The 24,067-nt window shown below is 42.0% G+C and carries 27 protein-coding genes and 1 pseudogene; 12 read left to right on the top strand and 16 right to left on the bottom strand.

All coding sequences use genetic code 11. The features are described 5' to 3' along the window. Positions 1-55: 55 nt before the first annotated feature. The 4 genes from ACJHYW_RS20310 to ACJHYW_RS20295 all read left to right on the top strand — a co-directional run bounded on the left by ACJHYW_RS20310 (position 56) and on the right by ACJHYW_RS20295 (position 3,862). On the top strand, positions 56-631 hold the full coding sequence (locus tag ACJHYW_RS20310) for a hypothetical protein (RefSeq protein ID WP_001303470.1): 576 nt from the start codon (positions 56-58) through the stop codon (positions 629-631). Between the two features lie 4 nt (positions 632-635). Continuing rightward, on the top strand, positions 636-2,801 hold the full coding sequence (locus ACJHYW_RS20305; protein WP_063078686.1) for a type IA DNA topoisomerase: 2,166 nt from the start codon (positions 636-638) through the stop codon (positions 2,799-2,801). Positions 2,802-2,869: 68 nt separating this feature from the next. Continuing rightward, a complete protein-coding gene (hha, locus tag ACJHYW_RS20300; protein ID WP_000850854.1) occupies positions 2,870-3,076 on the top strand; it encodes a hemolysin expression modulator Hha in 207 nt (68 codons plus the stop codon). 345 nt (positions 3,077-3,421) lie between these two features. After that, positions 3,422-3,862: a hypothetical protein gene (locus ACJHYW_RS20295; protein ID WP_000666084.1), complete on the top strand. Its 441-nt coding sequence runs from the start codon at positions 3,422-3,424 to the stop codon at positions 3,860-3,862. Here ACJHYW_RS20295 and ACJHYW_RS20290 read toward each other — a convergent pair. The 4 genes from ACJHYW_RS20290 to ACJHYW_RS20275 form a co-directional block, all read right to left on the bottom strand. After that, on the bottom strand, positions 3,821-4,594 hold the full coding sequence (locus tag ACJHYW_RS20290) for a PAP2 family protein (protein ID WP_052234578.1): 774 nt from the start codon (positions 4,592-4,594) through the stop codon (positions 3,821-3,823). The two genes, ACJHYW_RS20295 and ACJHYW_RS20290, sit on opposite strands and share 42 nt — an antisense overlap. A 71-nt stretch (positions 4,595-4,665) precedes the next feature. Further along, entirely contained in the window at positions 4,666-6,291 is a 1,626-nt protein-coding gene (locus ACJHYW_RS20285) for a phosphoethanolamine--lipid A transferase MCR-1.1 (protein WP_049589868.1), read from the bottom strand. Positions 6,292-6,511: 220 nt separating this feature from the next. Beyond that, positions 6,512-10,825, bottom strand: a complete 4,314-nt coding sequence (locus ACJHYW_RS20280; protein WP_034169409.1) for an LPD7 domain-containing protein — start codon at positions 10,823-10,825, stop codon at positions 6,512-6,514. Beyond that, the gene (locus ACJHYW_RS20275; protein WP_000730722.1) at positions 10,822-11,163 is read right to left on the bottom strand and encodes a plasmid mobilization protein; all 342 of its coding nucleotides are present in this window, start codon (positions 11,161-11,163) and stop codon (positions 10,822-10,824) included. The genes ACJHYW_RS20280 and ACJHYW_RS20275 overlap by 4 nt, the downstream gene beginning before the upstream one ends. 367 nt (positions 11,164-11,530) lie before the next feature. Between ACJHYW_RS20275 and ACJHYW_RS20270 the strand changes: the two genes are divergently transcribed. Genes ACJHYW_RS20270 through ACJHYW_RS20255 form a run of 4 tightly spaced genes read left to right on the top strand, consistent with a single transcriptional unit; the run spans position 11,531 to position 13,757 of the window. After that, the gene (locus ACJHYW_RS20270; protein ID WP_000717860.1) at positions 11,531-11,932 is read left to right on the top strand and encodes a hypothetical protein; all 402 of its coding nucleotides are present in this window, start codon (positions 11,531-11,533) and stop codon (positions 11,930-11,932) included. A gap of 17 nt (positions 11,933-11,949) precedes the next feature. Further along, entirely contained in the window at positions 11,950-12,702 is a 753-nt protein-coding gene (locus ACJHYW_RS20265) for a conjugal transfer protein TraL (protein ID WP_000797966.1), read from the top strand. A 1-nt stretch (position 12,703) separates the two neighbouring features. After that, positions 12,704-13,411, top strand: coding sequence for a hypothetical protein (locus tag ACJHYW_RS20260; RefSeq protein WP_000108796.1), 708 nt, complete (start codon positions 12,704-12,706; stop codon positions 13,409-13,411). A gap of 19 nt (positions 13,412-13,430) precedes the next feature. Continuing rightward, complete coding sequence (locus tag ACJHYW_RS20255) at positions 13,431-13,757, top strand: hypothetical protein (protein ID WP_020806531.1); 327 nt, start codon at positions 13,431-13,433, stop codon at positions 13,755-13,757. Between the two features lie 130 nt (positions 13,758-13,887). On the opposite strand, the gene ACJHYW_RS20250 is transcribed toward ACJHYW_RS20255, so the two are convergent. Then, positions 13,888-14,325 (bottom strand): type II toxin-antitoxin system HicB family antitoxin, encoded by a 438-nt coding sequence (locus ACJHYW_RS20250; RefSeq protein ID WP_000466318.1) that lies wholly within the window; start codon positions 14,323-14,325, stop codon positions 13,888-13,890. Between the two features lie 24 nt (positions 14,326-14,349). Continuing rightward, positions 14,350-14,532, bottom strand: a complete 183-nt coding sequence (locus ACJHYW_RS20245) for a type II toxin-antitoxin system HicA family toxin (RefSeq protein WP_000833470.1) — start codon at positions 14,530-14,532, stop codon at positions 14,350-14,352. Between the two features lie 296 nt (positions 14,533-14,828). Here ACJHYW_RS20245 and ACJHYW_RS20240 point away from each other — a divergent pair, with 296 nt between their 5' ends. After that, positions 14,829-15,272, top strand: coding sequence for a hypothetical protein (locus ACJHYW_RS20240; protein WP_000192626.1), 444 nt, complete (start codon positions 14,829-14,831; stop codon positions 15,270-15,272). A 421-nt stretch (positions 15,273-15,693) separates the two neighbouring features. Here ACJHYW_RS20240 and ACJHYW_RS20235 read toward each other — a convergent pair whose 3' ends face one another. The 4 genes from ACJHYW_RS20235 to ACJHYW_RS20220 all read right to left on the bottom strand — a co-directional run bounded on the left by ACJHYW_RS20235 (position 15,694) and on the right by ACJHYW_RS20220 (position 17,065). Next, the gene (locus tag ACJHYW_RS20235) at positions 15,694-15,987 is read right to left on the bottom strand and encodes a hypothetical protein (protein WP_000954637.1); all 294 of its coding nucleotides are present in this window, start codon (positions 15,985-15,987) and stop codon (positions 15,694-15,696) included. A 14-nt stretch (positions 15,988-16,001) separates the two neighbouring features. Beyond that, complete coding sequence (locus ACJHYW_RS20230) at positions 16,002-16,418, bottom strand: phage tail protein (protein ID WP_053882499.1); 417 nt, start codon at positions 16,416-16,418, stop codon at positions 16,002-16,004. Positions 16,419-16,427: 9 nt separating this feature from the next. Then, on the bottom strand, positions 16,428-16,715 hold the full coding sequence (locus ACJHYW_RS20225; protein ID WP_000673430.1) for a hypothetical protein: 288 nt from the start codon (positions 16,713-16,715) through the stop codon (positions 16,428-16,430). 131 nt (positions 16,716-16,846) lie between these two features. Further along, on the bottom strand, positions 16,847-17,065 hold the full coding sequence (locus tag ACJHYW_RS20220) for a hypothetical protein (RefSeq protein ID WP_154101533.1): 219 nt from the start codon (positions 17,063-17,065) through the stop codon (positions 16,847-16,849). Between the two features lie 399 nt (positions 17,066-17,464). Between ACJHYW_RS20220 and ACJHYW_RS20215 the strand changes: the two genes are divergently transcribed. Then, on the top strand, positions 17,465-18,727 hold the full coding sequence (locus tag ACJHYW_RS20215) for an IS1380-like element ISEcp1 family transposase (protein ID WP_410233373.1): 1,263 nt from the start codon (positions 17,465-17,467) through the stop codon (positions 18,725-18,727). A gap of 252 nt (positions 18,728-18,979) precedes the next feature. Next, a complete protein-coding gene (locus tag ACJHYW_RS20210; RefSeq protein WP_063859951.1) occupies positions 18,980-19,855 on the top strand; it encodes an extended-spectrum class A beta-lactamase CTX-M-132 in 876 nt (291 codons plus the stop codon). A gap of 46 nt (positions 19,856-19,901) precedes the next feature. Here the strand turns inward: ACJHYW_RS20210 and ACJHYW_RS20205 are convergent. The 6 genes and pseudogenes from ACJHYW_RS20205 to ACJHYW_RS20180 all read right to left on the bottom strand — a co-directional run. Further along, a pseudogene (locus tag ACJHYW_RS20205) lies at positions 19,902-20,246 on the bottom strand (WbuC family cupin fold metalloprotein); the annotation flags it as partial. 124 nt (positions 20,247-20,370) lie between these two features. Then, positions 20,371-20,613: a hypothetical protein gene (locus ACJHYW_RS20200; RefSeq protein WP_000151456.1), complete on the bottom strand. Its 243-nt coding sequence runs from the start codon at positions 20,611-20,613 to the stop codon at positions 20,371-20,373. Further along, positions 20,610-20,864 carry a hypothetical protein gene (locus ACJHYW_RS20195; protein ID WP_001230709.1) on the bottom strand — a complete coding sequence of 85 codons (255 nt, stop codon included), beginning with the start codon at positions 20,862-20,864 and terminating at the stop codon, positions 20,610-20,612. The genes ACJHYW_RS20200 and ACJHYW_RS20195 overlap by 4 nt, the downstream gene beginning before the upstream one ends. Further along, the gene (locus ACJHYW_RS20190; RefSeq protein ID WP_001083904.1) at positions 20,861-21,403 is read right to left on the bottom strand and encodes a hypothetical protein; all 543 of its coding nucleotides are present in this window, start codon (positions 21,401-21,403) and stop codon (positions 20,861-20,863) included. Before ACJHYW_RS20190 ends, ACJHYW_RS20195 begins: the two co-directional genes overlap by 4 nt. A gap of 103 nt (positions 21,404-21,506) precedes the next feature. Further along, positions 21,507-22,022, bottom strand: a complete 516-nt coding sequence (locus ACJHYW_RS20185; RefSeq protein ID WP_001025393.1) for a J domain-containing protein — start codon at positions 22,020-22,022, stop codon at positions 21,507-21,509. A 403-nt stretch (positions 22,023-22,425) separates the two neighbouring features. Continuing rightward, complete coding sequence (locus tag ACJHYW_RS20180; protein WP_000855119.1) at positions 22,426-22,755, bottom strand: hypothetical protein; 330 nt, start codon at positions 22,753-22,755, stop codon at positions 22,426-22,428. Positions 22,756-23,341: 586 nt separating this feature from the next. Here ACJHYW_RS20180 and ACJHYW_RS20175 point away from each other — a divergent pair. Further along, positions 23,342-24,007 (top strand): division plane positioning ATPase MipZ, encoded by a 666-nt coding sequence (locus tag ACJHYW_RS20175; protein ID WP_000532149.1) that lies wholly within the window; start codon positions 23,342-23,344, stop codon positions 24,005-24,007. Positions 24,008-24,067 lie beyond the last annotated feature (60 nt).

Raw genomic sequence — 24,067 nt, 5'->3', positions numbered from 1 at the left:
GGTGAACTGGTTCACCATGAGGTCAACAAATCAGAGCTTCTTTGAGAGGTTTAACATGCAATATGCATTGCTTGATGGATTTGAACGAAAGTTTTTGCTGGATGCTCTTGAATTCGGTGTTCTGAAGGACTGGAAAGAAAATCCGGTAAAAGAACTTCCTGATATTGATGAATCTGCTCACCCCTTCCATGTCTGTTATGGTGGATATTTATTAAATCCTGGTGTTTCAGATTCAGATATTAGCAGAAAAATAAAAGACCAGACAGGATTCTGGCTGGCAGCTATTGATGATACCCGCATGGATTGTCATTCAATAGCTTATTATGATATTCACACACTCCCTCTGATTTCGTGTGGTCATCAAAAGATAGTTCCTTTTGCCGCGTTAATAAAAGCTGATGAATGCATCATTTCAAAAATTTCTTCGTATTCTGGTTTTGCCGTAACAGCCTTTTTGAGAATTAAAGACCAGGATATTGCAACTAATATACTTAACCGTGAGGGGATTTTTGCTTTTAATGGCTGTGAACGCAGATTCAGACATCCAGTAAGTGAAGATAACTGGCAACAGGCAGTATCAGAAGAACGTGCTATCCGTTGTGCCAAAAGATTAATTCAATGTAAAGGATAACAAAATGAAACTTTTTATCGCAGAAAAACCCGCAGTAGCGAATGATATTGTTAAGGCGCTTGGTGGCAATTTTACCCGTCATGATGGCTGGTTTGAAAGTGATAATACTATTGTGACTAACTGTTTTGGTCATATTATCGAATCACAGCCCCCCGAAAACTATAATCCTGAATACAAAGAGTGGAAGATTGAAACACTCCCTTTGCGTCTTTATCCCGTAAAATACCAGCCAGTAGAAAGCGCCGCAAAACAAGTTAAAACGATTATTGAGCTTATCAGGCGTGCCGATGTGACCGAAATTATTCATGCTGGCGATCCAGATGACGAAGGACAGCTACTTGTCGATGAGGTCCTGGAATATGCAGGCAACACAAAACCCGTTAAGCGCGTTCTGATCAACGACAACACCCTTCCGGCAGTGAAAAAGGCACTGGCAAATCCCAAAAATAACCGTGACTTCAGAGGACTCTATCTCAAGGCTCTGGCGCGTTCTGTAGCCGACGCGATATACGGTTTATCCATGACGCGTGCTTATACGATCCCGGCACGGGCTAAAGGCTATAAAGGGACACTTTCGGTCGGGCGTGTTCAGACGCCTATTCTTGGCCTGATAGTAAATCGCACCCGTGCCAACAAGAATCATAAATCCAGTTTCTACTACACCATGACCGGGCATTTTCAACGCGGCGTTGATGTTATCAGGGCGAACTGGAAACCTGGTGAGTTCGCACCACTGACAGACCGTAAATTACTTGATAAGGCGTGGGCGAATGGAGCAGCGGCTTCCCTTGCAGGAAAACCAGCGACAGTTGAAGCAGCAGCAACAGACGATAAAAAAACGGCTGCGCCATTGCCCTTTAACCTGGTCCGGCTTCAGCAGTACATGAACAAGAAGTTCAAAATGACGGCACAACAAACGCTGGATATCACACAGCAGCTACGTGAAAAATACAAAGCAATTACTTACAACCGTTCAGATTGCTCATATCTTTCTGATGAACAATTCAGCGAAGCACCACAGGTTCTCGATGCCCTGAAGTCAGTATTCGATCAGCCACTGGACGTTGATTCGACACGTAAAAGCAAGGCGTTTAACAGTGCGAAAGTGACTGCGCATACGGCGATAATCCCGACCGTTAACGTACCGGATGTAAACGCGCTGAGCAGTGACGAGCGCAATGTTTACCTGGCAATCGCACAACACTATCTTGTTCAGTTCATGCCTGAAAAAACATACCAGGAAGTATCCGTTGCCATTCAGTGTGGTGATGAGTCGTTTTATGCCCGTGCCAGGAAAACAACAGACAGCGGATTTGAAGCGTTTCTTGGTGAGGAAAATACCGGGGATGAGGAATCAGAAGCCGAAAATGATGATTCCGCTTTTGATCTGCTCTGTAAAATTCGCACAGGAGAAACAGTGACGACAAAAGAAGTGGTTGTGAATGAGAAGAAAACAACGCCACCGCCATTATTCACCGAAGCCACTTTACTTGCCGCGCTTGTTCGTGTCGCAGATTTTGTCACTGATCCAGTGATTAAAAAGTTACTGAAGGATAAAGATCGGGATAAAAAAGACGAACATGGCGGTATTGGTACGCCAGCTACGCGGGCTTCCATATTGGAAACACTGAAAAAACGGAACTATATCACCCTGGAAAAAGGAAAACTTATTCCGACAGATACCGGGTATGCGCTTATTGATGCTCTGCCGGATATAGCTGTTAATCCAGATATGACGGCATTATGGGCGGAAAAACAGACACTCATTGAAAACGGAGAAATGACCATCGAACAGTTCGTTGACGAACTGTACAATGATCTGATACCGATGATCAGTAATGCGAACAGTGCTGAAATAAAAGTTTCCCCCAGCGCGCCGTCTGGTCAGTCACAACGCCTGTCCTCTCCTTGTCCTTCCTGTGGTAAACAGATTGTTATCAGGCCAAAAAGCTATTCCTGTACAGGATGTGAATTTAAGATATGGAAAGATTTCTGCGGCAAATCATTAACCGATAAACAAATTGAAACGTTAATAACAAAAGGAGTTACAAGTGAATTGAAAGGTTTCATTAGTCAAAAAACAAACAAAGAATTTTCAGCAAAAGTAAAACTGGTTGACAAAGCAACCGGGAAACTGGGATTTGAGTTTACACAAAAAAGTAAGAAATAAATCCAGCAGTAGAAATCAAACATCGTTGTAGCTACTATAGGACAAGGATGTTCTTCAGGAATTGTACAATGAAAACAAAACAAGACTGGCTCTTTCAGTTAAGACGTTGCTCAACACTCGACACACTTGAAAAGATTATTGAAAAAAACCAAAACAGCCTCCCTCCTTCTGAGCTTGAGTCGTTTAATGCCGCCGCCGATCACAGGCTTGCAGAACTCACAATGAATAAACTCTACGATAAAATCCCCCCATCCGTCTGGAAATATGTATATTAGTTCTCATCTATTAATATTAGATTTTTGATCGACACAAACATCAGCAATCCCTATACACCTTTCATAGAATGAATTGAACCCTGTATATAGCCTGTCTGAAATGGATATCTGGCAGGCTATCTTAATAGTGTTATAGGTGATGTGAATGTTTTTCCACATGATCACTCTTTTTCTGTTCTTATCACTATTGATACTCCTGATAAGGATATTCTCCGCCAGACTAATAATTCCGGCTGTGGGCGTGTTTCTGCCAGTATCATCACTCTGGATGGGATTTCATATGCTCACAGAAAATGAATCCTGGACAGTTTTGTTGGTTCTTATACTTATAGACTGGATTAAATCATGAAAGAATACGAAAAAGCGGCTTTAATATATTCCTTAAAGGAAAGCAATACATTAGTTCTTCGGATTATACTCATCTCTATTTTAGTTGTCGGGGTGATTTCAGGCGCGGTATACTTATATAACTTAGCGATCTCGTTGTTTGATTCAAACCCGACGTCTGTGCAATTCACCGTTTGCGGAGTAGGCTGTTTTATTGCTCTATTACTTCAATGGATATCTAATGTTGATGCAAATTACAGAGAAAGAATTGGGGAGCAACCAAGTACAATAAAAAACATTGTACAATATTTATTTGCAGCCATTATTATCATTAGTTTCATTACAATGGCATTAACAGCCTCATTAGTCTTAAAAGACTCGTCCAACATATGGCTCAACATTACTTTTATTGCATTATTACTGTCCATTTTTGTAGCTGTTATTTCTGTTTGGGGTTGATTTTTTTTCCTTGAATTGTTCACCCTTCTTAAAAAACACCCACGCAAGCCCTGCCGACATCGCCCACGCAAGCATCATCGACACCACCGTATGGCTCAAAAAATGATCGCCAATAATCATCTTATAGCAGCCCATCGCCCAGCCCAATGCCATCACCACGATGATGATCGCACCACGACGGCGGCGCAAACTTGGCGCAAACGCAAAGGCAAACAGCGCAAATCCGCTACTGGCATGCGCCGCAGGAAAGCACTTATCAGGAATGGTGTTACGCATACTATCAAGCATCGGCAAATACGGCAGCGTACCATCAAAAATCGTCAAATGCACAGGGCAGACCACATGAGTATATGCCTTCAATGACGCGACAACTGTCGGCACTAGGATCAAAGTCAGCACCAGATACGCAAGCTCACGCACGCGAAATTTTGTCACTGGGACAAGCCACTTGGCAGTGATAGCATTGCCCTTTTTCTCATGATAAGCACGGCAAATGGTCGCAACCAGCAAGTAGATCAGCATCGCCATCAGCAGCTTTTTTAGTCCAGAATACAGTAGCAAATCTGGCAAAAAAGCTTGCTTGGCAACCATCCAATGCCCCATACCCAGATAAAACCAATCAGCGACCATCAGATCAATCTGACTGTGCTCAAGGGTCAGCGTGGCAACGATCGCCATGACAAGAGCGATACTCATCTCAGCAAGTAGGCGTTTATTTGATAAATACGGCATAACAAACCCCACCCCACCGCCCATAATACGAATGGAGTGTGCGGTGGGTTTGGAAAAAATACAGGGAGAAATCAGCGGATGAATGCGGTGCGGTCTTTGACTTTGTCCGCGGTGACATCAAACAGCTTTAATAATGTCGGCGTGATCGCGTCATGGGTCAGGACGGTATCGGTTGCCATTGGCGTGATGCCAGTTTGCTTATCCGTCCAGAAAAATGCAGGCACACTGCGCTGTTCTTTTGGTGCAAAGGCATTTGGCATACCATGTAGATAGACACCGTTCTCACCCAGACTTTCGCCATGATCGCTGACATACAGCATTGAGACATCATAGGCATTGCTGTGCGTCTGCAGCCACTGGATACTTTGAGCGATGAAATCATCGGTGGCAAGCAAGGCATTGTCATAAGCATTGATCAAGGACTGATGTTCGCACTTGGCAAGCTCATTACCTTCACACACTGGCGTGAATTTGGCAAACTTTTCATCATATCGCTTAAAATACGCAGGCCCGTGATTGCCCATTTGGTGCAGCATGATCAGCATATCTTTGCCGTTATTGGCAGCGACAAAGTCATCTAAGCCAACGAGCATACCGACATCGCGGCATTCGTTATAAGGATTGGTGTTGCAGATGGCGTTGTTGGTCGCGGATTTATAATCGGCAAATTGCGCTTTTGGCAGCTTATCCATCACGCCTTTTGAGTCCGAATTATTATCACGCCACAAGATACTTACGCCCAAGCGATCCAGCGTATCCAGCACATTTTCTTGGTATTTGGCGGTATCGACATCATACTCATCCGCGCCCAGATAGCTGAACATACACGGCACAGAATACGCCGTCGATGTGCCGCACGATGTGACATTGCTAAAATTGGTCACGCCATCGATCTTGGCAAGCTGTGGGAAAGTATCGCGCTCATAGCCATTGAAGCTGACATGATCGGCGCGTGCCGTCTCACCGACGACGAACACCACTAGGCGTGGCTTACGCATATCAGGCTTGGTTGCTTGTACCGCGTCTTTGGCGTGATAAATGGTATCTTTTGGCGCACTGGCTTTTTTATACTCAATACTGGCAAGCTTACCCACCGAGTAGATTGGCATGATCGGATTGACATAGCTACGCAGCGGCTTATGCACGCGAAAGAAACTGGCATAATGACTGCTGAACGCCACCACAGGCAGTAAAATCAGCGCAAGACTTGCCACGATCAAGCCCAATCGGCGCATCAAACCCTTGCCCCAAGTCGGATAATCCACCTTAACAAAAGCCACAAGCAAACTTGGTAGCACACCCAAACCAATGATACGCATGATAAACGCTGCGTTTAATAGATCCTTGGTCTCGGCTTGGTCGGTCTGTAGGGCATTTTGGAGCATGGTCGTATCATAGACCGTGCCATAAGTGTCAGTAAAATAACTGGTCACCGCGCCCATGATTAATAGCAAAATCAACACAGGCTTTAGCACATAGCGATACGATGATAACAGCGTGGTGATCAGTAGCATCGCGCCAAAGAGCACGACAGCGATCGTCAGCACAAAGCCGAGATTGTCCGCGATGGGATAGGTTTGGCTGATTTTATCAAAAAAGGTAAGATTGGCGGTCGCGGTCAAGAAAACGGCAACACTCGCCACAAGAACAAACGGACTGACCGAGCGTCGGTACCACACAGAAGTATGCTGCATCATGAGAAACTACTCAAAAAATAAACGGTGGGATAATTGCGGCAATTTTACTGCAATTTTTTAAGAAATCCAGTACAATTTATCTGATATAAAAAATTATGCGATACAGAAATATTTCAGAAATTTTATTAGGCAATCATTGCGCAATCCCATACTGAATATACACTTGAGAGTATTTATAATTTGTATCTTAAAAAGCCCGAAAACCGGGCTTTTTTCTTAATTAGTGCATGTCCTGTGAATTGTCACGCTGTTGCTGCAATTCCAGATGTTCTTCTCTGGCCTGGACAAATTGTTTTCCAAGAGCATCTTCTGCCATTTCACGAGTGAATCCGTGATTAAGCAAATCGGATTCGGCCTTCTCCCTTTCGAACTTCAGTCCTTCCCCTCTGAACTTGTCCTCAAAGCGATCAATTGCCTCAAGAATCTTGCCGTCTTCCGGCGTGCAATCCCGTCCCTGTGCTTTCTCAATTTCATGACGCTCCACGCGTTCAGCATTTTTCATTACAGCGTCAATCCCCTGAGAAATATGTTCAGACTCGACGCGATAAATGACAGTATCGCGCTTATTGAGATCATGTAGCTCGCATTCAACCCGGCCCCACTCAATAGCATCCTTGAGAGAGCTGAAATCTTTTATTTCAGCATTCAGGCCTTCATGTGTTGAGAAATAGACATAATCCTTCTGTTGTTCCAGTTTATTCACATTTTCAATAGCCCTTGTACTGAAATGGATACCTGTAATTACCGGAACACGAGCCGATGTTTGGTCCCCCGTTAAAACTTCAGAAGGTGTTTTTCCAGTGATCGCGGCAAATTGCTGCTCCGTAACATCCACTCTGGCAACTGCATCACCACGCTCTAAGCCATGCTTACCAGCGACCGCAAGGTGATAAAGACCACCTTCCCCCCTGGTAATTTCCGCCTCCACAACGATATCCCCATTGCAGGAACTGAACTGAGAACGGTCTTTAACCAGGAAGTTTTCAAGCCCGGAGATCATATGCTCGTTAGCTGAAATACTGGCGAGTATCTCTTCTGGTGATTCTCTGGACGAATCCCCCGCCTGTTCCATCACTGCCATATTAGCGTCATTAACAGCGTCCTTAATTCCTTTAAAGGCGATTTCTTCTCTTGTTACAGGTGTGATTAAGATATCATCCTGGTTAAGCCCGTGCTCCTGAAGCATCTTATTTTTATATTCAGATGCGTCGTGCAATGACTCAAAAGTCTTAATATCTTCACTAAACTCATCCTTCGAAAAAGAAACCGCATACACTGGAGTACGGTATTCTTCATATGAATTGGCAATTATTTCAAATGGCCTATCAAACGTTACTAATGCCCCCTCTGGATAAGAGGATAATTCATCGGTTGAGACAGTTTTAGACATAAGCACAACAGTATCAAAACCATCACCATTTAAATAATTGCTTTCATATTTTTCTATTGCAGAAGATTTGCTTTCCTCATAACACTGAATAGCCGCATCTTTAGAATGAAAGACGATACCTTCATTCAAATCATGGAAGCGACTAAAGTTTATACAATAAATTTCCTGTTTATTATGCACCTGCGCAGTAGCCTGATCGTGTTGAGTAGTAAGCTGCTCCTGAATCAGAGCCTGTGTTCTGTCAATACCTAACTCATTCACAATTTTGCAAAATTCTTTTGCGTCGTTTTCATTATCAAAACTGGCAACGTCAAAAATATCATCGCTGTCTCCAGGTACATGTCCCAGCACTTCCCAAATCTCATTTTCATCGCTATCCAGAGATTTCAAATAGCCAAATTCACCATTTGTGCCTTTACTAAGCATCTGTGAATCCAGGGTGTTTGCCCTGGTAATAACACCAGGATCATATGAAGATGTGGCCTGCGCTGCGACCTGTGCTTGCTCTGTGGCCTGTGCCTGCTCTGTGGCCTGTGCCTGTTCGGTAGCCTGTTCCTGTTCGGTAGCCTGTTCCTGTTCGGTGACCTGTTCCTGTTCGGTGGCCTGTTCCTGCTCTGTAGCCTGTGCCTGCTCTGTAGCCTGTGCCTGTTCTGTAGCCTGTGCCTGCTCTGTAGCCTGTGCCTGCTCTGTAGCCTGTTCCTGTTCGGTGGCCTGTTCCTTCAATGCATCACCTTTCTCTATTCTGGATTCGGACTCCTGGCTATTTTCCTGTGTTTCCACCTGCTCAAACTTATTACCCTGAAGTTCTGCTTTTAATTCCAGCATCATCTGTTGATACTGCTCCGGGCGTAAAATAATCTTCATGTCCTGCTCTGCGGCAACTTCAGCGCACATTTTTTTGAAATCTTCAGAGCCGGTAAGTTTGAGTACACCACCAAACTTTTCCCTGGAATACTCAAGCATTATTCCGATCTCTTCTTTTGAAGGATTTTTACCCGCAACGACAAAGTTCCCTTTGTCGGTAAAGACAGGCTTTTCCGATTCCTGATCGCGATAAACAATCCTGGAATCCTGCTTATCCATCACAAGATCTTTTAGTTTGGAGTTAACCTTTTTCGCCTCTTCTAAGCGGCGCTGGGAATCCACCGCTTTCTGAAGCGAAAGTTCGGGTTCGTCAGCAGAAATGGCGTTGATTTCATCGAAGTTGAGATAGCTTTTGAGACGTTCAAGGGCTTTCATTTCATCTTTATCCTTATGCCAGTCAGCATGATATTGACGAATTATGTGTCGCCCCTCTGTGTCGAGTTCAGAAAGACGCTCAAGTGTGGTTAGTTTTTTGTAAACAATCACACCCACGGCAATATCACGCTGTTCACGTGGTATTAACTTCAACTCGCGTCTCATCTCTCGCAGATCATTATACAGCTTGCCACGCTCAAACCTGATAGTATTTCGTAATGTTTTTTCCGATAAATTCAGTGAGTTAAGACGCTCACGGGCTTCATGATGCGTAAGGCGTCTGTAGGTTGGATAGCGCGTATATGGCGTGTTTTCTAACTGCTGTGAATAAACTTCAAGCAGAAAGGATTTCGCATCTTTCCAGGCAAGATTAATATGCTTTGTCAGAAAATCAGATGCGTTCATATTACGATTCCCCACAGAAAACCGGGGGGAACCGTCCTTTGCTGTTCTGATTTTATGCTGCGCTGGAATAATATTAAAACGCTCGGCGGCAGAAGACAGAAACCTGACAGGATCAATATTTCTGCGAATTTCTGCCATCGTTGCAATTTCGTTTTTCTCTGCCGCCTCATTCAGAGTCTGAAACATCGTTTCACACAAAAAAGAAGAGCGTTCAAGACTTTTTATTCCTGACTCTGTGAATTGTCTATCATAATCCCGTCGCACATCCTGACCAGGATGTTCTCTTTGCGATAATTGCTCTGCCAGATCACGCTGCGAAATATCTGACAATACACTGACAGAGTCGGGTCTTGTGAATCCATTGATTCCGTAAACCATACCGCGTTGGGGCATACGTGACAATCCGACTGTTGCTTCAGATTGACGGATTCTGGCAAACTTTTTAGGACACGACTTGTAACCTCCCGCTCGTCCTGACGTTTGCTGAGAATTTCTTTCGTTAAGTTTTTCTCTTGAGTCATATTCTTTTATCCTCTCTTGCAGGAAATCAATTTGTTGTGAAGGGCTTAATGTCTTGTAAAGTTCCCTTGTTTTCTCCGCCTGGTTAAAAATATGCTTAATCTCTTGGCTTGTTTTATTTAACCAGGTATTAAGTCTCTTTTCTATCTCTTTGTGTGTTGGTTTCTCAAGTGTTAATGTCCTTGTCTCAATGTAATTCTGACGAAAAAGAGGACTTTTTAAGTTTATGTATTTTTTATCTCCAGGCAATTTTACAGCCAGATACTCATTGGTTTTACCAGCATTTCTTATACGAAGTTCACCATACTCTGCAACAATATCTTTGAATACAGAGTAATTTTCAATTTTCTCGTTCTCTATACGCGAAAGCAACTCACCTTTCAATTCAGAGTGATGCTCTTTGTAAAGATCCCCCTTAACTCTACTTATAATTTTTCCGTAATCCGCATCTTTACGCGGATAGTCTTTAGGGCTATCAAGATTATATTTATTATTAATAAATTCCTGTATAGCATCAAGCTGTTCAATTGTATGCCCTTTGGTAACATCTCCCACTGGATTCAGGAACTTTTCAGTAATCAAATTTACTTTAGGAATTACAATATGAATATGTGGTTTTCTTTCAACAAGTTCACCAGTGCTATTATCCTGGATATGACGAATTTTAGGCAAATGAGCTTCCGCATAAAAAGAGTATTCATCAGGATGATAAGCATTCATCAATAATTTTTTATAATCATCAACAACAGCCTTTAACACTTCATTCGACACATGACTTTCATGAAAAGACAGAGTAATGTGCAAATAACGTTCCTGACTTTTGTTTTCAATAGAATCAATAATCTTATCTGTAGTCTGTAAATCACCATCAAGAACAACACGATGATCAAGTTCATCACGCGTGTACTGGCGTTCTGCTTTGCGACCATTTATCAGATAATCAACGATACCATCATTACCACCACCGTATCTGACAATCATTTAGCTATCTCCTGAAGGCGATCACGAATACCGATTAGTCCATTTAAAACCTTTTTATAAAGCGATTCTGATATAATACCTTTTAAATGATCTGAATTTAATCGGTGCGCTATTTGATTTATGTTGTTTCCTGCCCAACTCAACTGAGAAAGACAACGTTTGTATTCTGGTATGTTACGTTTATCAGATGCATATGTGTTTATTTTACCAATAGTAAGCAGCCTGAAAAATTCAGACTTACTAATATTAAGCTCTTTTATAGCCCTATCGAACGGAGCATATTCTTCTTCGGTAAGTCTGAATGTTACATGAACGTTTTTGTTGGTTTTTTTCTTCATATGTCCTCAAGGTTCGTAGAACCGCATAAGAACGGCTGCATCGTTCGGGGTTTCAAAGGGGCGTCCCCCTTTGGCACACGATTGTAACATGACCGGAACGGTCTTGTGTACAATCGGTATCGTGCCTGTGTTTTAGAAGAACAAAAAATGCCGTGCATACAGCCCACACAATGACTCACATAATAACCCACAACTCAAAACACACAGCCCACACAATCACCCACACTTTAACCCACAAAAAAGACCGCAACCCCATTGACAACCCACAAAACAACCCACATAATCACCCACACAAACGGCGAGCAAATTGCTTTAAATAAGGTATTATGCCAATGTAGGAGGTAGAGAGAGAGAGGAAATGTAACAAATGAAAAAGATCGAGAGTTTATTATCTCCAATATGCGAGGCTATAAACGAAACAAAATCGAAATCAAAACAGGCTGTCTTCAATATGTATTTGCAAAATATACTTGAAGCAAAGAAATATTATACATGGGAGCAAATAGCTGATTACATAAACAACAACACCAAGACAGAACTAGCCCAAAAGACTTATATAAATATGACAGAGAGGGCTAAAAAAAGACAAAAATGCACTGAACCAAAAGAACAGGCAAAAACCATAGATGTAATTGATCAGAATGAAGCTAAAGACGATGAACCGAGAGGGGGGGTAAAAGGTTTTTTTTCAAACATTAGTGAGAACAAAAAAGAAATAGAGCACGATCCAAGTGCTACGAATGAAAAATTCATAAATAAATATCTTTAAGTAAAGGAGCATTATAAATGAAAAACTCAATCAATTTCATCCTTCAGGGTAAAGGTGGTGTTGGAAAATCATTCGCGACCGCAATACTAGCACAATACTTTATTGATGAAAATCACATGGATAATATCGTAGTCGGTGACACAGACCCGGTTAATACAACTACGGTTAAAGTAAAAAGATTAAATGCAGATTTGATACAAATCACTGAAAACAGCAAAGTAATACAATCCAAATTCGATCCAATGTTCGAATCAATGCTGACTAATAGTCAGAATACTTTTGTTATTGACAATGGCGCATCTACATTTTTACCGTTAATTCAGTATTTCAATGATAACTGTGTTATGGACATGTTTGAAGATGTAGAACAAGACGTTTATATCCATACTGTTATCGTTGGTGGACAAGCTCTTGCGGATACCTTACAGGGATTTGAAGAACTGAAAGAACTGGTTAAAGGAAGTAAGGTAAAACTTATTGTCTGGATAAATGAATTTCAGGGTATTCCAGCACTTGAAAATATCCCATTGATAGAAACTAAATTCATTGAAAAAAACAAGGATGTAATCGCTGGCGTTGTTGTTATTCAGGACAGAAAAAGTGATGCCTTTGCCTCTGATATCAAAGAGCTAACAGAAAAATCACTAACACTGAAAGAAGCTCTTGAGTCTGACCATTTTGGATTAATGGCTAAATCACGATTAAAACGAGTCTTCAATGACATTTACAAACAATTAGATAGCATCTATGACGATGAACACGGTGAATAATATGAGTACAGTTAATCAGCCAGAATTAAAACAGCCTGAAAAGGCTGTTTCCAGTGAAGATATTGATAATTTTATTGTTGATGTATTCAAGGAGACAGGGCATAAAATATCTAAAGATGATCCAGTTATTTCATTGATTTTTCTAAACCAAAAGATACAGAAAAAATTCAGCAATGAGTTACAAGCTAACTTCACAGCTCTGTCTGAAGGCTTCAGACAGGTCGTTTCATCTGTAGAAAATGACTATATTCAAAGATTCAAAAATATCGTTGAGACGTGCGGCGATCTGGATAATGAAATAAAAGAAAAAGTAGAAGAGGGAAAAAACGATCTAAAAGAAACAAGCGTTGAGGTAAAAGAAAAATTAACAGATGATATTATTGAACTCATATCTGGAATTAAACGCAACCAGGAAAAAAACAACAAATTATATGAAGAAAAGTTGAATTCATTATCTAAGGCTGTAAAGCCCTTCAGTACAAGAACAGCCATTGCAATTTGTGCTCTGTGCACATTATGCCTGTCTGCGGCATTTTCTGGCGCAACCTGGTATGTTGCACAACATGAAAAGGAGGCAAGTCTGCGCTTCTATGCAAGAGCATTTCTTGATATGAAAAAAATAACTGAAGAGAGCATGAGAAAATTACCAAAATCAGACCAGCAAAATATAAAACTCAAACTAGAAGAAATTGATTCAAGAAAACCATAAATATGAAAAGGAGTCACTAATGACCACTTTTACCAACGACAACAAGGAACTAATTAAAGAAATCAGAGAGCGAATCGGCAGCCTGGACGTCCGAGACAATATTGAGCGTCGGGCTTATGAAATTGCTCTGGCATCACTGGAAGCAGAAGCGCCAAATTTGCCTGGTGGTTTCACAATTGAAGAAGCAAAAGAATTACACGAAAATCTGGTAAAAAGTCACGTAAGCAAGGCATTAAGTGGCGAAAAAATGAAAAAAGAAAATCGTGATGCCGATTTACGCTGGATTCATGGCGTAATAGTTCAGGCTGCGTGGTTTGTGAAAGCATCACTAGGGCAGAACGCATAGTGCGTACCTGCTTTTCTCCTGGCAACGGTGGATCTTCCGCTTCCTCGTCGCTCGCTCGCTATGCTCGGTCGCTGGACTGCGGCGAGCGGTTAGCTATCAAAAACTATCCCCGCACAACGCGGGGATAGTTTTATTTATATGCAAGTTCATGACGTGCCGCCTGAGCCAGAAAATGGCTACGATCTTTGTATACGCCACCACTTTCTCTCACATATCCATCAATACGACGAATCAATACATCAGGCAATGAAATATTAATACGTTGTTGTTTGCCCTCAATTTCTGACAAATCAACATCAATTACAAACCAGCTATCACAGTGGTTATAATTTGGGTTGGCGGAATAAGTCAAACACCCTTCATCATGAATATCATCAACAGAATGAGCACCGCTTATTACCATCTCTTCCACGATTGCCAATATCGCTTCACGCGCCATTGCGGGTATTTCTGCCTGAGAATCAGCAGCAGAAACACATCCAAAATCAAAGCAATCAAAAACCGGAACGGTGATACCGTATGCTGTATGATCATCTTTCGGTGTTTCGACACCAACAGAAAAGAACATGGCTACCTCCAAAGTCGGCGGGGATTAAATCCCCGCCATTTTTTTGATCGATCTGACAGTACCTAGCGGCAAGTCCTTTTTAGGATGAGGAACAGGAAAAGTTTTTCCTGTTATTGGCGACCACCATATCTGGTGACTGCTTGCCTTATGCCGTTTCAACTCGCAACCAGCAGCTATCAGTTCTTTCAACAGGTCAGCAGATTTCATATGTCCTCCCTAACCTGAGGATAATTATACACACGCATACACACAAAGGCAAATTATTTCATTCGTATGACTTATGAACCACACTGTAAAGACAACTCAATCTTTACAGTGTAAGTCATTTATCCAGTTTTATCGCTGTGTATGTGATACATAGAAAATAATATAGTATTTTACTATATGATATCTGATTGACACTTTTAACTGCACATCTCATCATTTACATCGTAAAGACAAACATAGATTTACAATGTAAAGCTATGTAATTAAACACTCCGTGTCCCAAATAAGGAAAGAAAATGACTCAACTAATCCCAGAAAAGATACTGGAAATCATAGATGATCATGATCGTGCAGAAAAAAAGCAACGCAACAAAATCGGTTTCATTTATTTATGTCTCTGTTTAGCAATAATTGGTGTGGCCGCGTATACCTTTATATCAACGTTTAGCATTAATGTGGTAACAATCATCATAATGCTTTTCGGTGTGTTTATGATTGTGATTTTTAAGAGCTATTTAGACTCATGGAGTGGGATAATTCTTAGCAGTGACCACATATTGTCCATACTCGATAAAACCAAAGATTACCCAGAAATTAAACGTATAGTTATTAATCGTCTGCTCTCCGGCTCAATACTCACGGGTAAAGATGAAGAGTACATATACAGCCAACTGGAAAAGGCCCAACAAAGCAACGAACGTGAAAAGAGATTGCAAGCAATTAAAGAGTATACATCGTAATACAACGCATTACGTCGAAATACCCTGGATCATCGAAGCCACATACCCCTAAGCGCAGCGCAACCGCCGGAAAACGCACCACACTGTAAAGACAATAAAATCTTTACAACGTAAAGCTAACTATGTAATACAACGCGCTACACAATAAGAAAGGGAGAGCATGACACTCTCCCCATATATGACTCAAACTAAAGCATTATCCCGGTTATTTAAAACATTTCATACCCTTGCAGGTAGTTTAACCACCACCGGAATTGATCCCACTCCGTGCACGTCATTGCCGGAATTCTGGTTTCCCAGCCTTTGACAAGGGAGTCAGCAAGCTGTACGATCTGCCGCGTTGACATTTAAAAACCTCATTCAGTTTTGATTGTCGATAACGTGATCAGGTTGTTCCAGCAACCTGATCACTTTCACTTTTTCAGTTTTCAATCCTCCTTAGCATATTTTTCATTAAAATCTTGTTAGCTGAATCAAGATCAATATCGTACTTAAAAGCAATCAATTTTATTGCTTTCTTTTTTAGAAGTTTTTTTAATTCAGGTGTTGAGCATAGTTCTTTGTAAACCTGATGAAGATATACCCCATGTTCATCTTCAAACTTCTTGTCAATAACTGATGTATACATTATAGCGTCGAAACAATAATCATCATCTACAGGACAAGCAGGCCAGAATATCATCTCTACTGCCATTTTTTTAGCTTCAGTAAGCATATCCGATTCCGTGATCATTTTTTGTTTATATCTCCGCTGACAGTGGTTACGTCACCAAAAACATCGCCACAAGTAACATCACCACTTACAGTGGTTATATCGCCATTAACCTGACGACAATCAACATCACCACTCACGGTTTCAACATCCCCAGCATTCCCATGAATACTGACATCAGCATTTTCGGTTACTATTTTATTTACATTTCCATGTATTTCTATCTTAATACTCCTGCCTTTAAAAACCACTGTTTTATTACCAATTTTAATACAATCATCAGTGATAACAATGTTTTCACTATTTTCTACCGAGACATGCTCTTTTCCATCGATTGTAATTTTATTACCGGCAACGATTAAACCTTTGCCAACAACATAAACACTTTTCATAAAATCAACTCCTTTCAGGAAAATGCAGGGATGCCCCTGCATTCATAATGCTTAACAAAGACACTCAATAAAATCTTTAAAACTCAAGCATTCATCGCCATCTTTTAATGAATCAAAATATTTTTCATATTCGTCCCTGTAGAAAAGGACTAAATCAATATCACTCTGCTTAAGTTTGCCAAACTGAGGAACAATTCCGGTTTTATAGTCACGAATGTTATTGTTATCCGTAAATATGACAACATACTGTTGTCCCGTATCCTTATGAATAAGAACAATCGTGCAAAGCGTTACTCGTTCGAATGTGAAAACATGATTCGTGGTTGAAGTGAATTTCATTTTAAATCTCCTGTCCGTTTGGACTTAAGAAGGAAAGGAGCCAATCCCCTTTCGATGAAACAATAATACATCTATTTAGATGTATTATCAAGATTTATTGCCTGAAAACAGCAAGTTATTTGATGGTTTGCTCATTTTTTAATCCGCGCCAGCGGATAGAAGGGGCGAAAGAAAATACCAGGGAGCAGCGGGGCCACATCGCCCCGAAGCGCGGCGCAGCCGCTGACGAACATACCAGGATGCACAGGGCCATCCCTTCGCCCTGCAAAGCCAGAACAGACCAACAGGCTATGATCATGCTGATTTGCGCCGCAGAATGCCGCAGTTAGCGCGAGCGCCAGCGAGTTCACGCCGTCCTGGTGCATTGCAGCAGGGCGGGGCGCTGTACTGCGCGTGTGAGCGTCAGCGAGCTACGGGCGCAACAACACACCAGGCAAAATCGCAATTATGTAAAGTCGCCCTGTTACAAACACACACTGTGTAAAGACAAAGAACAATTACAATGTAAAGACAAATAAACCTTTACACTGTATATCTTAGATTTCTGCGTCGTGGTGTTTTTCCCTAGATTCTACGTCAGTACTTCAAAAAGCATAATCAAAGCCTTGATAAATATGCATTCCTTCGAAATTCAGCTTTCACCCATTGGGTGAAAGAAAAGTGCTCAAAAATATGTTAAATTATCAGCTTTTATGACTCGATATATGGTAAAATAATAGTAAGAAAAGTAGTAAAAAGGGGTTCTAATTATGATTAATAAAATTGATTTCAAAGCTAAGAATCTAACATCAAATGCAGGTCTTTTTCTGCTCCTTGAGAATGCAAAAAGCAATGGGATTTTTGATTTTATTGAAAATGACCTCGTATTTGATAATGACTCAACAAATAAAATCAAGATGAATCATATAAAGACCATGCTCTGCGGTCACTTCATTGGCATTGATAAGTTAGAACGTCTAAAGCTACTTCAAAATGATCCCCTCGTCAACGAGTTTGATATTTCCGTAAAAGAACCTGAAACAGTGTCACGGTTTCTAGGAAACTTCAACTTCAAGACAACCCAAATGTTTAGAGACATTAATTTTAAAGTCTTTAAAAAACTGCTCACTAAAAGTAAATTGACATCCATTACGATTGATATTGATAGTAGTGTAATTAACGTAGAAGGTCATCAAGAAGGTGCGTCAAAAGGATATAATCCTAAGAAACTGGGAAACCGATGCTACAATATCCAATTTGCATTTTGCGACGAATTAAAAGCATATGTTACCGGATTTGTAAGAAGTGGCAATACTTACACTGCAAACGGTGCTGCGGAAATGATCAAAGAAATTGTTGCTAACATCAAATCAGACGATTTAGAAATTTTATTTCGAATGGATAGTGGCTACTTTGATGAAAAAATTATCGAAACGATAGAATCTCTTGGATGCAAATATTTAATTAAAGCCAAAAGTTATTCTACACTCACCTCACAAGCAACGAATTCATCAATTGTATTCGTTAAAGGAGAAGAAGGTAGAGAAACTACAGAACTGTATACAAAATTAGTTAAATGGGAAAAAGACAGAAGATTTGTCGTATCTCGCGTACTGAAACCAGAAAAAGAAAGAGCACAATTATCACTTTTAGAAGGTTCCGAATACGACTACTTTTTCTTTGTAACAAATACTACCTTGCTTTCTGAAAAAGTAGTTATATACTATGAAAAGCGTGGTAATGCTGAAAACTATATCAAAGAAGCCAAATACGACATGGCGGTGGGTCATCTCTTGCTAAAGTCATTTTGGGCGAATGAAGCCGTGTTTCAAATGATGATGCTTTCATATAACCTATTTTTGTTGTTCAGGTTTGATTCCTTGGACTCTTCAGAATACAGACAGCAAATAAAGACCTTTCGTTTGAAGTATGTATTTCTTGCAGCAAAAATAATCAAAACCGCAAGATATGTAATCATGAAGTTGTCGGAAAACTATCCGTACAAGGGAGTGTATGAAAAATGTCTGGTATAATAAGAATATCATCAATAAAATTGAGTGTTGCTCTGTGGATAACTTGCAGAGTTTATTAAGTATCATTGCAGCAAAGATGAAATCAATGATTTATCAAAAATGATTGAAAGGTGGTTGTAAATAATGTTACAATGTGTGAGAAGCAGTCTAAATTCTTCGTGAAATAGTGATTTTTGAAGCTAATAAAAAACACACGTGGAATTTAGGTATTCATGTTGTTGTTATTTCGTCTCTTTCAGAATAAGGAATCCCATGGTTAAAAAATCACTGCGCCAGTTCACGCTGATGGCGACGGCAACCGTCACGCTGTTGTTAGGAAGTGTGCCGCTGTATGCGCAAACGGCGGACGTACAGCAAAAACTTGCCGAATTAGAGCGGCAGTCGGGAGGCAGACTGGGTGTGGCATTGATTAACACAGCAGATAATTCGCAAATACTTTATCGTGCTGATGAGCGCTTTGCGATGTGCAGCACCAGTAAAGTGATGGCCGCGGCCGCGGTGCTGAAGAAAAGTGAAAGCGAACCGAATCTGTTAAATCAGCGAGTTGAGATCAAAAAATCTGACCTTGTTAACTATAATCCGATTGCCGAAAAACACGTCAACGGCACAATGACGCTGGCAGAACTGAGCGCGGCCGCGTTGCAGTACAGCGACAATACCGCCATGAACAAATTGATTGCCCAGCTCGGTGGCCCGGGAGGCGTGACGGCTTTTGCCCGCGCGATCGGCGATGAGACGTTTCGTCTGGATCGCACTGAACCTACGCTGAATACCGCCATTCCCGGCGACCCGAGAGACACCACCACGCCGCGGGCAATGGCGCAAACTCTGCGGAATCTGACGCTGGGTAAAGCATTGGGCGACAGCCAACGGGCGCAGCTGGTGACATGGATGAAAGGCAATACCACCGGTGCAGCGAGCATTCAGGCTGGACTGCCTGCTTCCTGGGTTGTGGGGGATAAAACCGGCAGCGGTGGCTATGGCACCACCAACGATATCGCGGTGATCTGGCCAAAAGATCGTGCGCCGCTGATTCTGGTCACTTACTTCACCCAGCCTCAACCTAAGGCAGAAAGCCGTCGCGATGTATTAGCGTCGGCGGCTAAAATCGTCACCGACGGTTTGTAATAGCGGAAACGGAATGGGGAAACTCATTCCGTTTTTGTTTATCGCCTTAGACGGCAAAAGTGCTGTCGCCCACCTGCGCTTGCGCATACCAGGCCATAAGCTCCGTGGTTCCTGGTTCTCCTTCCGCTGGAGCCCAGTGCGCATAGTCATCGGCAGCCACGGGTTGATAGCCACCGTGTTTTACTTCAAAAATTATGCCACCGGTATCCAGCGACAGCACGGCATGCCAGGTTCCTGCGGCCATCTCCAGCACCGTACAGGTTTCCCCCAATATCGCCCGATGGGTGACGGTACCCCGATCGTCAAAATTCAGCACCACGAAACGACCCCTTAATGGCAACAGTAGCTCGAAGGTGTGAGGGTGTCGGTGCGGGCGCACGTAGGTCCCAGGTGATCTTAATCCCTAACCAGGGGCGAACCGGCCCCTGATGGGAGCATGGTGCGCCCCATCTATGATGGAGGACGCCATGTTCAAATCATCAGTATGCTCCTACGAAAACAGGTTTTCTTCTCGCTCACGGTTCCTCCGGTGAGCGGGATTCAGCTTTTTTATGCAGGACGTATTCAGGGTGCTCCCCTGCAAGTAATAACAGGTACTCAAATTCACCTTTCGATAAATTAAGCTGGTTGTGGGTTTTAGCTTCTTTTTTCTGCCATGTACTTAAGCCTACGCCAAAAATCTCACCGCACTCTGTCTGGGTAAGGCCAATTTTTTTTCGTAATTTCTTTATGTTTTCCGGTGTATTTTCAATAGTCATGCATCACTCTCCTTATATTCTTTCACCATAGTTAAGAGAATATTCTTATCAACAGGTCTTAAACCATTTTTTGTAAAGTCTATTGCCTCGACCTCACTTTCATTAAAAACCAGCTCACTTAACGTTCTCTTTGTTCTTTTTGTTTTTCCGTCAGTGAACTCCTTTGAATAACTGCTTATTTTTTTTACAAAATGGTATTTTTTATCAATCACTTCAAGATAATAAGTCAATCGCCCTTTATTTTTTCTCATAACTGTTTCAAATATCCTGTAATTTTAACAAGTTGATCTATACTCAAACCCCTAATCTGCAAATCATAACGCTCGCCCTGCTCGGTGACTTTACCGTTCAATCCATTTTCAGCTTTAAAGCCTGTCAATGCCCCATACCAGCTTTCAAGCTGGACAAGTTGCGATAACATACCTTTCAGGATCAGAATTTCGTCCTTTTTTGCCGCCTGGCGTTTCTCATACTCAATCGCCTGTAACACCTCCTGCGAAGCATTTAGCAAAATTTTTCGCTCGATATTGGCTGCTATATCAACGGGATTCCGCTTCCTGGATAACGTACAAACATGATACGGACTACTCCAGGAACGACTATCCACACTCCCCACAACAGAAAATCGGTCTTTTTCCATCCGAATATGCACAGAGTAATTTTTAAACTGCGGTGACGTCAGTTTTATACGAGACGGACAATCATCAAGTTTGTTCACGCGCCAGCCGTTCCCCAGGATACGGCAGACAACTTCAAAGACAGGGTGATACTGTTCAAAAAAAGAGTTCATCTGTTTCCCTTTTTGCTACGTGGCTGCTGTTCCCGTCTTTTTGGGTTCGATGCCCCAAAAGACGGGCTGGTATGATATCGGGGGCTTCTCGCCCCCGTTCTGGTTACGCTCTGGTTTCCACGCGTTGCCACCCTGTCGCCCTGCGCTGTCCGGTTGTACCGTATTTTGCGCGGATTTCTTCTATCGTGTGTTCTTCACGATTCCAGTAACTTTTATGTTCGTCTGGACGATAAAACCATTGTTTTTTCTTTGCCGCCCATTTACACCCGATTTCTTTTAAAGTTTCCTTATGTGTAATAGTTTCTCCACTAATCCATACCCAGTTACCTATCACTTCAAATACCAGACCAGATAAACCAGAAAGAACGTTTAATACTTTTTCCAGGTCATCACCGTAATTATATCGTGCATGTTCATCAGCGCTCTGGAACTGATTTATTTTATCAATATTTGCCATCAAGACATCAAAAGCTGCATTTACCGCTTTCATCAGTTCAGCCCCTAACGGGTTACGATCTGGATGATATTTTAAAGCGGCTTTTCTGTATGCTGCTTTGATATCTTTTTCAGTTAATTCGCCGGATAATCCAAAAACGTTTAATGCTTCCTGGATATTCATTTTAAATCTCCTGTCCGTTTGGACTTAAGAAGGAAAGGAGCCAATCCCCTTTCGATGAAACAATAATACATCCATTTAGATGTATTATCAAGATTTATTTCCTGAAAACAGCAATTTACTTGATGATTTGCTCGTTTCTTAATCCGCGTCAGCGGATAGAAGGGGCGAAAGAAAATACCAGGGAGCAGCGGGGCCACATCGCCCCGAAGCGCGGCGCTGTACTGCGTGTGTGAGCGTCAGCGAGCTACGGGCGCAACATTACATTGCTGCATTAGCCCGGCATTCTCCACGCCCTGAAGGACGGAGTTTTACCCCATCATTCATACTAAACCCCCCTGGGTAAATACTACTACTATTAACATTTTTAACATGGTTGCAGGGGATACCCCCTGCAACTATTTTCTTAGTAGTATGATGTGAACTCGTGTTTTTCTTCCGGTGATCCTTTATATGCTGTTTCGAATTCCTCAATTTCAATTGCTGGCGTACTGTAATAATCACGCACTCGCCGTTTTAATGGCTCACCACAGAAATCATTAAGTAATGGAGTCTTATATCCGCTCATTGAATGAGTCCGATGAACTGAAGCGCGAATCTCCTGAACAGTTACTGTTTTTTTGCCATGAACAGAAATAACCTGGTAGAAATTAACGTTCGTTTGCTCATATCCCCAGGAAGATACAAACACATCGCCAACAGAAACAGTGCCGTTATTAAAAGTCAATGTTTTCATTTTAAATCTCCTGTCCGTTTGGACTTAAGAAGGAAAGGAACCAATCCCCTTTCGATGAAATAATAATACATCTATTTAGATGTATTATCAAGATTTATTGCCTGAAAACAGCAATTTACTTGATGATTTGCTCATTTCTTAATCCGCGTCAGCGGATAGAAGGGGCGAAAGGAAATACCAGGGAGCAGCGGGGCCACATCGCCCCGAAGCGCGGCGCAGCCGCTGACGAACATACCAGGATGCACAGGGCCATCCCTTCGCCCTGCAAAGCCAGAACAGACCAACAGGCTATGATCATGCTGATTTGCGCCGCAGAATGCCGCAGTTAGCGCGAGCGCCAGCGAGTTCACGCCGTCCTGGTGCATTGCAGCAGGGCGGGGCGCTGTACTGCGCGTGTGAGCGTCAGCGAGCTACGGGCGCAACAACACACCAGGCAAAATCGCATCCTGAAAAGTTACCCTGTAACATACACACAATGTAAAGCACAAAAAATTACATTGTAAAGACACAAATATCTTTACAGCGTAACTATAATGAATACAATGTAAAGACAAATAAACCTTTACACTGTATATCCGAGGTTTCTATGGGGAGAGCATTACTTGTCGCATCAGATAAAGGCGGTGTAGGAAAAAGCACCACAGCAACAAACCTGGCTTCTTATCTGGTAAATAATTCACGAACGGTCATCATTCTGAAGACCGATAAAAACAATGATATTCTTAGCTGGAACGAAAAAAGAAAGCAGAATGGCTTATTACCGGTTCCTGTTTATGAAGAGTATGGCGATGTATCAGAAGTCATTAAGCGCCTGAAAAAAATATGTGAAGTGCTGATCATTGACTGTCCAGGTCATGACAGCAAGGAATTTCGCAGCGCCTTAACTGTAGCTGACACTCTGCTTACTCTCGTTAAGCCGTCTTCAGATTTCGAAGCAGAAACGCTGACTCATGTAACAGAAAAAGTTCGCACAGCTCAACAGATCAATCCAGACCTGCAACCCTGGGTACTTTTCACGAGAATTAACACGACAAAACCACGCCACAGAAAAGCAGCGATTGATCTCGACAAGTTACTCCGGGAGAACCCGGTGTGGATACAGCCACTTCGTACACGTATTTCAGATTTAGATATTTTTGAAGCGGCCTGTAATGAAGGCGCTGGCGTTCATGATGTACGTCGCGCATCCAGCCTTTCTACAGCTAAAGCACAAATAGAGCTTTTGGCGCAAGAGTTAGGCATCAATCCCTAATGGATGTAATACGATCGCTTTACATCATTAGCTTTACACAGTAAAGCTAATGTAACACAC

This window comes from Escherichia sp. WS3063 (assembly GCF_046486595.1).
GTDB classification, from domain to species: domain Bacteria; phylum Pseudomonadota; class Gammaproteobacteria; order Enterobacterales; family Enterobacteriaceae; genus Escherichia; species Escherichia coli.
This window is presented reverse-complemented; position numbering and strand designations above follow the sequence as displayed.